This is a genomic window from Paractinoplanes ovalisporus (assembly GCF_016834655.1).
GTDB lineage: Bacteria > Actinomycetota > Actinomycetes > Mycobacteriales > Micromonosporaceae > Actinoplanes > Actinoplanes ovalisporus.
Genome location: NZ_JAENHP010000050.1, coordinates 1 through 11,282, shown reverse-complemented (window position 1 = coordinate 11,282; position 11,282 = coordinate 1). Strand labels below are relative to the sequence as shown.

The window sequence follows — 11,282 nt, the reverse complement described above, 5'->3', positions numbered from 1 at the left end:
GTCGCCGACGCCTACGACAACGCTCTGGCCGAATCGACCATAGGCCTGTTCAAGACCGAACTGATCAAACCCCACGGTCCGTGGAAGACCTGTGACCAGGTCGAAATCGCCACCCTCGAGTACGTCGACTGGTACAACCACCACCGCATCCACACCGGCGCCGCGGACCTGCCACCAGCCGACTTCGAAACCCTGCACCAACCCCACAAACCCCGCCCTACCAGGACGGAAACCCAACCCATCTAGCCGCTACCAAACCCGGGGCGGTTCAGGGTTCGGCTTTGGGTCGGGTTTGGTAGGCGGTGGCCGGGGTGCAGCGTTGGGGCAGGGAGTGGTGTGGGCGGCGGTGGTTGTATTCGTCGACGAACGCGTCGATCAAGGTTTGTAGCTGGGTGATGGTGGTGGGCTGGGTGGGTTGGCCGCGGAGCCATTTCTTAAGGGTTTGCTGGAAGCGTTCGACTTTGCCGCAGGTGGTGGGGTGGTTCGGGCGGGAGTTCTTCTGGGTGACTTTGAGCCGGTGCAGTTCTTGTTCGAGGCCGTTGCGGCCGCGGCTGCCGCACCGGCTGCCGCCGGACAGACGGGGTGGTGAACACCATGCCGTTGTCGGTCAGTGTGGAGGCCGGAACACCATGGGTGGCAACGGTTTCGCGGAATGTCTGGCGCACGAGGGTGCCGGTGATCCTCGGGTGGGCGGTGACCGAGAGGGCGTAGCGGGAGTGGTCGTCGAGCCAGGACAGGATTTCGGCGTCAGCACCGGGGCGGCCGTCGGGGCGGGTGAGCCGGTAGTGGGTGAAGTCGGCCTGCCAGCATTCGTTGGGCTGCTCGGCTTGGAAGCGGATGTAGGAGTTTTTCGGCCGCTTGGATGGTTCGGGCACGACCAGGCCCTGGGCGGCCAGGTGCCGGGCGATGGTGGCCCGCGAGACGGTGAGGTGGTTGGTGTGCCGCAGATGCCAGCCGATGGTGTCCGGTCCGGCGTCCAGGCCCCGCTCGGTGAGCTGTTTACGGATCGCCGCGATCAGCTCGACTGTTCGCGGGTCGATCGCGGTCGGTGAGGTGTTCGGCCGTCGTGAGTGCGGCTCGAAGGCGGCCGCGCCCTCGGCCCGGTACCGGGCGATCAGCTTCGACACCCAGCTCTTGGACACGCCGTAGGCGCGGGCGGTCTCGGCCTGGCTACGACCCTCGACAACGACAGCGGTGATCACAAGACGGGCTTTGGACACCCGGCGACGATCACCAGCATCCAGGGTTTCCTATGTCCCGACACACCGGTTTCCGATGACTTGAGACATGGGTTTCCTATTTCCTGAGCCAGGACACTGTCAGCCCGACCTGTCAGCCCGACCAGCTTTGACCAGGGGATATGCCGTCTCAGGCATATCCCCCGAGATTATTCCGGGCCGATGTGGTCGCGTGGTGGTCGCATTCTTGCGACCACGCCGTCCCCCGCGATCCCGCACGAACGTTGATCTGCACCGTCCTCGGCCGACGACTACGCCGCACGATCCCCTTGGCTGACATCGGCATGCAACGGCGGGCCACCGACGCGCGACTCCGTCGCTCGTGCAGGCCACCGACCGAGCCATGGCGATCTGGCACGCCGACGCCAGCGGCCGCAACCCCGGAGCCGTGCTCGCGGGACCGCAGGCCGCGACATCCGTGTGGGAGGGGGAGAACCCGCCCCACGATCGGGACGTGGGACGCGAAGGCCACCGCCCGGCCGACCCTGCCGACGTCCTGTTCTGCAGCAGGCCCGCACCCACTACCAAGAGATGTACCGACGAGTCGGCGGCGGTTCGGTCCGGCCTCTGCTGCTGGCCGCGCTCCGGACCGCAGCCCCCTGAGCCGGCCTGGTCGTCGTTAACGACCAGCAACGCGTCCTGCTGATCTGGCGGCACCGCTTCATCGCCGGCACCTACGCCTGGGAGATCCCCCAAGGCAGCATGCGCCCCGGCGAAACACCCGCCGACGCTGCTGTCCGCGAAACCGAAGAGGAAACCGGCTGGCGCGCCACAGGAACGATCCGGCCCCTGATGTACACCCAGCCTTCGCCGGGCATCATGACCTCGCAACACCATATCTTCCGCGCCGACAACGCCCGTCACGTCGGCGACCCCGAGGACGCCTTCGAAAGCGACCGCATCGACTGGGTCCCCCTCGACGACATCCGCGGCCTCATCGACAAGCGACACATCGTCGCCGGCACCACCCTCGCAGCACTTCTGTTCGTACTCGCCGATCGATAACTAGGTAGCTCGCCGGCATCGGTGCTGAGGCCCGAAAGCTTGGGCGTACGCTGCCGATGGATCATGCCGTTGCGACCGGCATGGAATACGCCGGTAGACGCGCCGGCGCTCAGCTCACGCGACCGCCCGCTGAGCTGAGCTGAGACGACTTTTCGGCGGCCTTGAGTAGGTGGTCGAAAGGGCGGCTCATCCATTCCTGCTGCTCGTGATATGGCAACGGCGGTGGTGAGCTCATGATCCGACGCCCAAGCTGCCATCGCCCGCGTCTGATCTCGACGAACGCAGGATGGGCGCGCAGCACGACTCGAACCTTTCGCGCCGCATGGAGAACGACGGCTGGAGGTGCCTGGTGTTCGTAAAGCCAGATCGGGTCTACCTGCAAAGCCGCCAGGCTAAGACATGGCGCCGTACGTCCCTGACGTCGTCGCCGCGGTACGCGAGAGTGGTCGACGGCGAGCTGGTCGGCTTCGAAACCAACGTGGGCAGCACGAAAGGGGTTGCGTCTGATCCGGCTGCCCGGAGCCGCTCAGCTGACTCTGCGGGTGGGTCCGTCCGGGTTTTCGCGTCCTACGCGCTGCACCTCGTCGATGACGTATCGCAGGATGCGTGGGGCCGGAGCGCCCTGAACGGTGTCGACCGTCTTGGACCGGCCGTGGCGGTAGCTGACGATGAGGCGGTAGGTGTAGCGGTCGCAGCAGTTGTTCCGCAGCTGGTAGGAACGGCGCAGTGAGCGGAACTCGGCGCTGCCGGCCGCGCGCAGCGGAGTGCGGCCGCCGACCGTCGACCGATCGATCACGAACGTGTCGCTACGTCCGGCGAAGCCGCCGGTCCGCTCCAGGATGATCGCGGTGGCCGGCGTCGACGCCGGTGCGGCCGCCACCGGCACCGCCGGTACGACCGCGGCCACGGCGAAAGCCGCCGCCAAGGCGGAAGTCGTGCTCGTCGTGGTGCGTGCCATCGTTTGTCTCCTCGAAGTCCGACGGCGCCGATGGGGTCGTCACCAACCACAACTGCCGTACGGGATCTTGGGATACGTGTCGCAGCGCCACGCCTGCAGCGGGTGTTCCGTCCCCGAGCCGTACGCTCGTTGCGCTGAGGGCCTGGTTCGGCCCAACGTGCGGGACGACCCGACGTATGTGGAAAGGCTTCTGATCATGGGATGGAACACCTCGGTGCTGTTCGTCAAGGGCGTCACGGCGGACGAGGCGGTGGACGACCTCGCCATCACCGAGTTCAGCGGTGAGCTGGTCGAGGCTGATCGGGCCACGAGCGCCCTGAAGCCCGACGCGCTGTACGCCGCCGACCCGGCTGGCTGGGCGCAGGTCTGGAATCCCCGGATGGACGTCGTCATGGGCTGGGAACCGACCGGGCCGGTCGACGCTCTGGTGGTGTTCTTCAGCAGCGTTTCCAGCACGTACGGCTTCTCGCTCTTCACCGGCGGCGAACGCACTCGGCACTACGTCTATGCGGAGGGTGCGGTCGTGGAGGACGAGGGGACGCCGCTGCCGGTTGAGGCGGAGGTTGCGCTGCCCTCGTGGGGCCCGGACGAGGACTTCCTGTGGTCGATCATCACGGCGGTAACCAGTCTGCGCTACGACGGCAACGTGCGGTACCGGGTCTACCCGGTGTGACGCCGTGCGTGCGGGGCGGCCCGCCTGCGGTCCTGACTTGACGGCGGGAAGGGTGCGGGAGCCTGTCCGCTTCCGCACCCTGACCCGTCAGCGTGCAGCTCGGCTGGTCGTCACGCGGCCTTCACGAAGGACTGTGCGGCCGATCCGTTGCAGTCCCAGATCTGTAGTCGCGCGCCGTTCGCTGTCGAGCCTGACGGGGCGTCCAGGCACCTGTTGGAGTTCGGGTTGCGCAACCGGCTACCTTCCTGGACCCAGTTCTGCGCGCCGCTGCCGTTGCAGTCATAGAGCTGCACCTGCGTGCCGTTGGTCGTGCCCGCACCGTTGACGTCGAGGCACCGGCCCAACGTCCGCAGGGTCTGGCCGTTCCAGCTCCACTGCTGGTCCTGCGACACGGAAGATCCCTGGCACGTCCACAGCTGCACGGCCGCGCTGTTGCCGCCTGTGTCATCCCCGGCCACGTCCACACATTTGCCGCCCGGCCCGTTGATCTGGGTCGCGGGTCCGCCCGTGGGAGGTGGCGTCGTGCCCCCACCGTCCTGGTAGTAACGCACGTAGTCGACCAATGCGGTGAGCGGGAACTGACTCTGTACGGGGTTCTGGCCGGGGTACGAGCCGCCCAGCGCCAGGTTGAAGATGACGTGGAACGGCTTGCGGAACTCTTCCAAGGTCGCCGGTGTCGTGTCGATCACGTGCGTCTGCACACCGTCGATGTACCAGCGGATCTGCGCGGCCGTCCACTCGATCGCATAGACGTGGAAGGCCGCGGCGTTGTTGACGGCGGGGTTCGCGACGTAGTTGGCGTTCTGACCCGCTGTCCACGGGAACACGCCGGTCCGGAGATCCCAGAAGATGTTGTTCGTAACGGTCGCGTTCGCGTTCGCGTGTTCCATGATGTCGACCTCGCCGCAACTGGCCCAGTTCGTGGGCAGGCGGTCGTAGTAGGTCTGCGCCGGGTTGTAGGCGCTCGTGGACGTCTCGTCGCACGCGTCACCGAGCATCCAGAAAGCCGGCCACGAGCCGGTGGCGGTGGGGAGCGCCATGCGTGCCTCGATGCGACCGTACTGGAAGGACCTCTTGGTGTCCGTCGTCATGCGGCACGACGTCTGGTAGAAGTTGCGGCCGTTGACCGTGATGGGCGTGGTGAGCCAGTTGGCCCGCATCACGAGGTTGCCGCCGGACTGCGTGCAGTTCTCGGGGCGGTACCACTCCCACTCGCCGTTGCCCCAGCCGTCGAACGCGTTGAGGCCGGGGTTGAGGCCGTTGCCGACGTTGTAGTTCCAGTTGGCGCTGCTGGGCGCGCCGGACCCGTTGAACTCGTCGGCCCACACGAGGTTCCACGCGGCCTGTGCGGGCTGCTGCTGAACGATCGCACTGCCGGCCAGCGCAGTGACGGCCGCGGTGAGGAAGACCAGGAGGCGGCGGCTGCGTGACAGCGCTCCGCCTGCGGAACCTGCATTCGTTGTCACGGAGAACGTCCTCTCTCACGGAGTGGTCGATCTACTGCGAGGGTGACACGAGCCGTACATGATTGGAAACATTGTTACGTAAATATTTCCGCCTGTCGATGAGATGGCGCGGATGCTCGCGGACCAGGCTCGGGGCCGGTGAGATCGGCCGCCCACTCGTAGCCGCGCTGGTTCTCGATCCAGAAGACCATCTTGCCGTCGGGACGCCGCCCAAGCTCCTCGGGCGGCAGCGGACAGTCCTGGAACGCGATGCCTTGTTCCCTCCCACCCGGCCACGTCGCGGTGCCAGTTCACTTCGCCGTACCACCTGGTCAGAAACGCATGCGCTGCAGTGTATGAGGGCGGCGGGGCGGGCTATGTCACTCATGATTCGGGCTTGCCCAGAAGCGTGCGAGAACGGGGGCGGCTGCGGCCGGTTTCTGTGCCATCCAGAAGTGTGCGACGCCTTCGAGGATCTCGACCTGTGCGCCGGCCCGGGCTGCGGCTGATCGACGTTGCTGGAGGGAGCCGACCATGTGGTCCTCGGCGGCGATGAGCACTTGTCCGGGGCGGGACTGCGCCAGGTGTAGGTTGCGACCGAGGTCGGCCATCATCGGCTGCCTCGCGGCGCGATACAGACTGAGGACGGCGTGGCCCATGTCGGCGTACTGGGCGGCGGCGATCTGCGCGGCGGTCGAGTGGTCGATGCCGTACGACATCATGGTTTCGGTCTTCTGGTCGAGTGCGGCGCCGAACATCTGGGCCACGAAGGCTTCGCCCGCTCCCTCGGTCTGCCAACTCTGGGCGAGGTCGTGCCAGACGTACTCGGGATCGAAGACGCCGATCGCGTCGCTGGTCCAGCTCTTCAGGAGATCGGGGCGCGTCATGGCCACGTTGATGACGTGAGCTCCGCCCCAGTCGTGCCCGACCAGGTGCACCGGCTCGCCCAGGCGCTCGAGCTCCGTGATCAGCCAATCTCGGTAGCCGTCGACGTCGGGGATGAAGCCGGCCGGCAGGGGCGCACCAAAGCCGGGTGGGGACAGACGTACGGTGTCGGTCACTCCCAGCTTCTCCAGCTCGTCGAGCAGCGGCGTCCAGATCGCCGAGCTTTCCGGGACTCCGTGCACGAAAACGACAGTCATGATTGCTCCTTCAGGGGATGAGCACGACTTTGCCGATGGTGGCGCCGCGCTCCAGCCGGGTGTGCGCGTCGGCCGCGTCGGCCAGGGGGAAGGTGGTCACCTGGGGGCCGGTGAGCGTGCCGTCAGCCAGCCAGCCCATCACCCGGGCGGCGGCGGCCGCCGATGCCTGCGGGCGCCCGCTGTACCAGTAACCGACGTTGAAGCCGATCAGTTCGTGGCCGGGGGCGGGGTTGAACAGCGACTTCATCAACGCCGCGGAGTCGATCGCGTGGTCCTGTTCGGCGACGTAGCCGTAGCCGATCAGCCGTCCGAAGGGCGCCAGCACGGAGAGCGTCTCGGCTACGTGGCCGGGGCCGGTCATCTCCAAGGCAACGTCGACGCCGCGGCCTCCGGTGAGCTGTTTGATCTCGTCTGTCCAGCCGGGTGCGCGGTAATCGACGGCGTGGTCGGCGCCGAGCTCGATCGCGATCCTTCGCTTTTCCGGGGTTCCGGCACCGGCGATGACGGTTGCGCCGAGAGCCTTGGCGATCTGTACGGCGTAGCTGCCGAGGCCTCCCGCGGCCGCCGGCACGAAGACCGTTTCGCCCGCGCTCAGCCGGGCCGCGCCGGTCAGCAGGATGGCCGCGCTAACGGCGACGACGGACAGGCCGGCCGCACTTTCGGCGTCCATGCCGGGCGGTATCGGGAAGAGCCCGGCGGCGTTGGCGGCGACCAGTTCGGCGTAACCGCCGTTGGCCAAGGGGCCGGCCTGGCCGAAGACCCGGTCGCCCACGTTCAGGTTCTCGACACCGTCACCGAGGGCGACGATCGTACCGGCCAGCTCTCCTCCTGGGACGAACGGCAGCGGGGTCGGGATATCGAAGGGGAGGCCTTTGCGGCGGTAGATGTCCATGAAGTTCACGCCGGCCGCCTCGACCCGGACCAGCACCTCGCCGGGGCCGGGCTGCGGGTCCGGGAGCTCGACCAGCCGAAGTACGTCGGCCTGGCCGGTCTCGCTCATCTGGATGGCTTTCACTAGACTCAACTCCAAGTTATGTGTCCGGCCAAGTAAATGCTTGGCTAGACACATATTTGTAGGGCTGGCCCTGTAACGCAAAGTGTCTGTCATCACATTTAAGGGGGAGCGCCCGTGACCGTGGACGACGCTGAGCCGCTCACGCGCTCATCCGCACTGTCGGCGCTGGCGCCGTTGAGCTTCGGCACGCTCACGCTGTGGCGCGCGATGCACAACTTCGCCAACGACAAGCTGCTCGAGCTGGGGCTCTACCCCGGCCAGGAACTGATCCTGCTGCAGCTCTACGACTCCGACGGCCAGACCCACACCGATCTGCAGCGGGCCGTCCGGCTCGACCACTCCACCGTCTCGCGCACCGTCCGGCGCATGGAGCAGGCGGGTCTGCTCACCCGCAGCCCGGGCAAGAAGGACAAGCGAGCCATGGTCGTCTCGCTGACCGATCAGGGACGAGCGCTGCAACCACGCGTCGTCGAACTGTGGTCGACGGTGGAAGCCGTGATGGCCGAGGTCCTCACGAACGACCGGCGAGCCGACTTCATCGAGCTCGCGGGTCGCTTGGAACAGACGCTGCTGGCAGCCCGGCGAAGCCAGAAACTATCGAACGCTGATCCGGCTCAAGAGGGCATCTGACCCTCTAAGGCTCGCAACATGTAGAAGACCCGAAGATCCGCCGGCGCGGATGGGCCGGACCAGCGTGTGGGCGGCTGCCGGTCTAGGAGGCGCGGAACCGGCCCGGCGCCACACCGTAGGCGCGCCGGAACGCGGCCGAGAAGGCGAACTCCGTCGAATAGCCGACCTGCCGGGCGATGGCCGCCAGCGGCGCCGGGCTCGCCCGCAACAGCTGGGCGCCGAGGCTCATCCGCCGGTCGACCAGGTATGCCATCGGGGAAGTGCCGGCCACGGCGGCGAAGCGCCGGTGAAACGTCGTGCGCGACATGCCCGCGACCGAGCTCAGCTGCTCCACCGTCCACGGCCGCTCGGGCCGCTCGTGGATCGCGTGCAGCGCGCCGGCGATCCCCGGGTCGGTGACCTCCGGCCGGTCCGGCACCTGGCGCAGCATCTGCACGACCATCAGGTCGATCAGGGCCGCCCGGGCCGCGTCGGTGCCCGGCTCGGGCCGGTCGAAGTCGGCGTGCAACATGGCGATCAGCGTCCGCAGCTCGGGCTGCTCGGCGTAGTCCGGCGTGATCAGGACGAGCCCCGGCAACTGCCGCAACAACGCGGGCACCCCGCCGTCCTGCATCCGGTAGGCGCCGCAGAGGAACTCGAAGTCGGCCTCCCCGGGCGGCGCGGGCTCCTCCACCGTGAAGACCGGCAGGTCGTCGAGGGGGCACGGCGCGTGGGACAACCCGTGCACGACACCGGCCGCGGTGAAGATCACGTCCCCCGGGCGTACGCGCAAAGGGTCGGTCTGCTCCTGGATCAGCCACCCCTCACCGTGCAGCATCACGTGGAAGCCGAGCACGGCCATCGGCGGGAAGCGAAGCCCCCACGCGCCCGACTCCGTGATGCGGCGCCCGTTCGCGCGCAGGGCCCGGACGCTGCCGAGCGCCGCCGAGATCATGTCCACGACCGCGATGGTACGTCCGCGTATCGCCTCGGGCCGCGCGCGCATGGTCGAGCAGGGCCGGAGCTGGTTCGGTGGACGGCGTGACATCACCACTCGCCGAGATCCTGTCCGAGCAGGCCGCGGAGACCGAACGCCAGGGCCGTCCCACCGCGAAGAGCCTGCAGGCCGCCCGGGAGGCCGGCGCCTTCGCCCTGCACGACCGCACCGCCACCGAGGCCGTCCAGCTGCTCACCGAGATGGCGCGCGGCTGCCCGTCCACCAGCTGGATCGCCGGCACCTCGCTCACCGGCAAGATCTTCAGCCGCCGGACGATCGGCGACGTGATCGGCACGGACGCGCTTCTCGCCGGGTCGGGCACGCCGGGCGGCCGGGGAGAAAAGGCCCTCGGTGGCGTACGTGTCACCGGCCGCTGGGCGAACGTCTCCGGCTGCGAGGACGCGGACTGGGCCGGCCTGGCCCTGCTGATCGACGGGACATTGTCCTGGGCCCTGTTCCCCACGCGCGACCTGCGTATCGAACACACCTGGTCGGCCGCCGGCATGCGCGGCACCGGCAGCCACACCCTCGTCGCGGAGGACGTCCTCGTGCCGGCCGGGCGCGTGGCGCCGCTCGACTTCGCCCAACTGGCCGGTGACATGGTGCTCTTCGGCCTGACCGCGCTCGCCCCGGTCGTCGGCGCCACGCTGGGTGCGCTGGATCTGATCACCGCTATGTTCGCCTCCGATCGCAAGCCCTACATGAGCTCGTACGCCTCCATGGGCGAGTCTCCGGCCGCGCGCACCTGGCGGGCCGAGGCCATCTCCCTCGCCCGGCGGGCCGAGCGCTCGATGCTCGCGCTCGCGGCGACCGGCCCGGGCGACCACGGCCTCGACATGTCCGGGGCGGCCCGGGACTGCCGCGCGGCCATGGAGCTCATGCTCGACCTGCACGGCGCGAGCGGTTTCGCGGAGTCCAACCCGCTGCAGCGCTACTGGCGGGACGTGGCCGTGGCGAGCCGTCACCCGCACATCAACGCGTTCCTGGCGGCCAATCGGCTCTAATGTTGGCTTCAGGTTGATTGGAGAGCATGAGGGGCAAATGCATCGATCGCAGGGGGCGGGCCGGCGTGCAGATCATGATCGCGGATGATGAGGCGGCCATCCGTGAGTCTCTGGAGCGGGTGCTTCAGGTTGAAGGTCGCCGCGTCGACGATATGGACGCGGGGGGACTCAACGTTCAGATCCTCTCGGCTCACACACCGTCCGTACAGAATGTCCCCGGGCCGAGGGGCATCGACCTTGCCTATCGTCTCAACCGGCAACTCGTGGACGGGCCGATCGCCAAATATCCGGGCCGTTTCAAGGCTTCGCCACCTTGCCCTTGCGGAGCCCGCAGGCGGCGGCGGACGAACTGGAACGCTCGGTTCGGGAGGATGGCTTCCTGGGCGCACAGCGGATCGTCAATGACATGGGCGAGCCGACCGAGAACTCGCTCAAGAAGCCGTTCGGGCAATACTTCCAAAACGACTTCTGGGTCACGACCAGCGCATTCCCCCAGACTGAACTGCTCAGTCCTGCTGAAGCACATCAGCGTGGATCGACTGATGTTCGCAACCGACTACCCGTTCGCGGACATCAAGGCGCAGACCGACTGGTTCCGCGGAGTCGATCTGCCACGCGAGGACAAGGAGAAGATCGCGTTCCGAAATGCGGAGAAACTGTCCAGAATAAAAGTGCCCGTGAAGTGATCGCCGGGCCGGGTTGGTGAGACGTCTGCGCCCGATGTGGCGCAAGAGGCGGATCAGCACGTCGTGCCGTGTCCGCCGGAAGCCGGCAACGAACTGCACCCAGGTCGAACCACATCCGCAGTCAAACCCCTGGGTTCGCGGCCAATGGAGATTGCGGAGCCGAACAGCCTCGGCCTGACGTACGACTGAGGGAGCTTTCGATGAGCAAGGACGAGACGACTACTACCGCCGCCGACGCCCCCAAGAAGTCCAAGAAGATGCTGATGATCATTGTTATCGCCGCCGTCGTGCTGCTCGGTGGCGGTGGCGCCGGAGCGTTCTTCATGCTGAAGGGCGACAAGGCCGAGGCCGCTCCGGTCAAGGGCAGCGTGGTGGCCCTGGACGAGGCGATGACGATCAACCTGGCCGACGGTCACTACCTCAAGCTGAACTTCTCGCTGCAGCAGACCGCGGACGCCGGCGCCGAGTCGGTCGACACGAGCGAGGCCCGCGAGCTGGCGATCGACGAGT

The 11,282-nt window shown here is 67.6% G+C and carries 15 protein-coding genes; 8 read left to right on the top strand and 7 right to left on the bottom strand.

The genetic code is table 11. From position 1 onward, the window contains the following. The coding region (locus tag JIG36_RS51230) for an integrase core domain-containing protein (protein ID WP_203384242.1) at positions 1 to 246 on the top strand (246 nt) is incomplete at its 5' end. Between the two features lie 22 nt (positions 247 to 268). On the opposite strand, the gene JIG36_RS54755 is transcribed toward JIG36_RS51230, so the two are convergent. Continuing rightward, positions 269 to 523, bottom strand: a complete 255-nt coding sequence (locus JIG36_RS54755; RefSeq protein WP_369076892.1) for an integrase core domain-containing protein — start codon at positions 521 to 523, stop codon at positions 269 to 271. Next, the gene (locus JIG36_RS51225; RefSeq protein ID WP_203384241.1) at positions 435 to 1,220 is read right to left on the bottom strand and encodes a DDE-type integrase/transposase/recombinase; all 786 of its coding nucleotides are present in this window, start codon (positions 1,218 to 1,220) and stop codon (positions 435 to 437) included. Before JIG36_RS51225 ends, JIG36_RS54755 begins: the two co-directional genes overlap by 89 nt. Positions 1,221 to 1,360: 140 nt before the next feature. Here JIG36_RS51225 and JIG36_RS54900 point away from each other — a divergent pair, with 140 nt between their 5' ends. Together JIG36_RS54900 and JIG36_RS51220 are read left to right on the top strand one after the other, a co-directional pair. Next, positions 1,361 to 1,861, top strand: coding sequence for a hypothetical protein (locus JIG36_RS54900; protein WP_498370790.1), 501 nt, complete (start codon positions 1,361 to 1,363; stop codon positions 1,859 to 1,861). Further along, on the top strand, positions 1,848 to 2,243 hold the full coding sequence (locus JIG36_RS51220; protein WP_268919982.1) for an NUDIX hydrolase: 396 nt from the start codon (positions 1,848 to 1,850) through the stop codon (positions 2,241 to 2,243). Before JIG36_RS54900 ends, JIG36_RS51220 begins: the two co-directional genes overlap by 14 nt. 526 nt (positions 2,244 to 2,769) lie before the next feature. Here the strand turns inward: JIG36_RS51220 and JIG36_RS51215 are convergent. Further along, positions 2,770 to 3,201, bottom strand: coding sequence for a hypothetical protein (locus JIG36_RS51215; protein WP_203384240.1), 432 nt, complete (start codon positions 3,199 to 3,201; stop codon positions 2,770 to 2,772). 196 nt (positions 3,202 to 3,397) lie between these two features. Here JIG36_RS51215 and JIG36_RS51210 point away from each other — a divergent pair, with 196 nt between their 5' ends. Further along, positions 3,398 to 3,874, top strand: coding sequence for a hypothetical protein (locus tag JIG36_RS51210; RefSeq protein ID WP_203384239.1), 477 nt, complete (start codon positions 3,398 to 3,400; stop codon positions 3,872 to 3,874). A 110-nt stretch (positions 3,875 to 3,984) separates the two neighbouring features. Here the strand turns inward: JIG36_RS51210 and JIG36_RS53035 are convergent, their stop codons facing one another. The 3 genes from JIG36_RS53035 to JIG36_RS51195 all read right to left on the bottom strand — a co-directional run bounded on the left by JIG36_RS53035 (position 3,985) and on the right by JIG36_RS51195 (position 7,569). Continuing rightward, a complete protein-coding gene (locus JIG36_RS53035; RefSeq protein ID WP_307873264.1) occupies positions 3,985 to 5,340 on the bottom strand; it encodes a ricin-type beta-trefoil lectin domain protein in 1,356 nt (451 codons plus the stop codon). 359 nt (positions 5,341 to 5,699) lie between these two features. Beyond that, positions 5,700 to 6,461: an alpha/beta fold hydrolase gene (locus JIG36_RS51200; protein WP_203384238.1), complete on the bottom strand. Its 762-nt coding sequence runs from the start codon at positions 6,459 to 6,461 to the stop codon at positions 5,700 to 5,702. A 10-nt stretch (positions 6,462 to 6,471) separates the two neighbouring features. Beyond that, positions 6,472 to 7,569 (bottom strand): quinone oxidoreductase family protein, encoded by a 1,098-nt coding sequence (locus JIG36_RS51195; RefSeq protein WP_203384237.1) that lies wholly within the window; start codon positions 7,567 to 7,569, stop codon positions 6,472 to 6,474. A 21-nt stretch (positions 7,570 to 7,590) separates the two neighbouring features. Here JIG36_RS51195 and JIG36_RS51190 point away from each other — a divergent pair, with 21 nt between their 5' ends. Beyond that, positions 7,591 to 8,106, top strand: a complete 516-nt coding sequence (locus JIG36_RS51190; RefSeq protein ID WP_203384236.1) for a MarR family winged helix-turn-helix transcriptional regulator — start codon at positions 7,591 to 7,593, stop codon at positions 8,104 to 8,106. A gap of 82 nt (positions 8,107 to 8,188) precedes the next feature. On the opposite strand, the gene JIG36_RS51185 is transcribed toward JIG36_RS51190, so the two are convergent. Beyond that, positions 8,189 to 9,040, bottom strand: a complete 852-nt coding sequence (locus tag JIG36_RS51185) for an AraC family transcriptional regulator (protein WP_236050261.1) — start codon at positions 9,038 to 9,040, stop codon at positions 8,189 to 8,191. An 86-nt stretch (positions 9,041 to 9,126) separates the two neighbouring features. Here JIG36_RS51185 and JIG36_RS51180 point away from each other — a divergent pair, with 86 nt between their 5' ends. From JIG36_RS51180 to JIG36_RS51170, 3 genes are all read left to right on the top strand, one after another. Further along, positions 9,127 to 10,086 carry an acyl-CoA dehydrogenase family protein gene (locus JIG36_RS51180; RefSeq protein WP_307873263.1) on the top strand — a complete coding sequence of 320 codons (960 nt, stop codon included), beginning with the start codon at positions 9,127 to 9,129 and terminating at the stop codon, positions 10,084 to 10,086. A 74-nt stretch (positions 10,087 to 10,160) separates the two neighbouring features. Then, positions 10,161 to 10,772: an amidohydrolase family protein gene (locus JIG36_RS51175; protein ID WP_236050259.1), complete on the top strand. Its 612-nt coding sequence runs from the start codon at positions 10,161 to 10,163 to the stop codon at positions 10,770 to 10,772. 200 nt (positions 10,773 to 10,972) lie between these two features. Beyond that, positions 10,973 to 11,282: flagellar basal body-associated FliL family protein (locus JIG36_RS51170; protein WP_203384233.1), on the top strand; the 310-nt coding region annotated here is incomplete at its 3' end.

Coding starts and splice junctions, on each gene's coding strand:
- JIG36_RS54900 (WP_498370790.1), top strand. CDS start 1,361: ATGCCGTCTCAGGCATATCCCCCGAGATTATTCCGGGCCGATGTGGTC.
- JIG36_RS51215 (WP_203384240.1), bottom strand. CDS start 3,201: ATGGCACGCACCACGACGAGCACGACTTCCGCCTTGGCGGCGGCTTTC.
- JIG36_RS51210 (WP_203384239.1), top strand. CDS start 3,398: ATGGGATGGAACACCTCGGTGCTGTTCGTCAAGGGCGTCACGGCGGAC.
- JIG36_RS51200 (WP_203384238.1), bottom strand. CDS start 6,461: ATGACTGTCGTTTTCGTGCACGGAGTCCCGGAAAGCTCGGCGATCTGG.
- JIG36_RS51195 (WP_203384237.1), bottom strand. CDS start 7,569: ATGACAGACACTTTGCGTTACAGGGCCAGCCCTACAAATATGTGTCTA.
- JIG36_RS51185 (WP_236050261.1), bottom strand. CDS start 9,040: ATGATCTCGGCGGCGCTCGGCAGCGTCCGGGCCCTGCGCGCGAACGGG.
- JIG36_RS51175 (WP_236050259.1), top strand. CDS start 10,161: ATGATCGCGGATGATGAGGCGGCCATCCGTGAGTCTCTGGAGCGGGTG.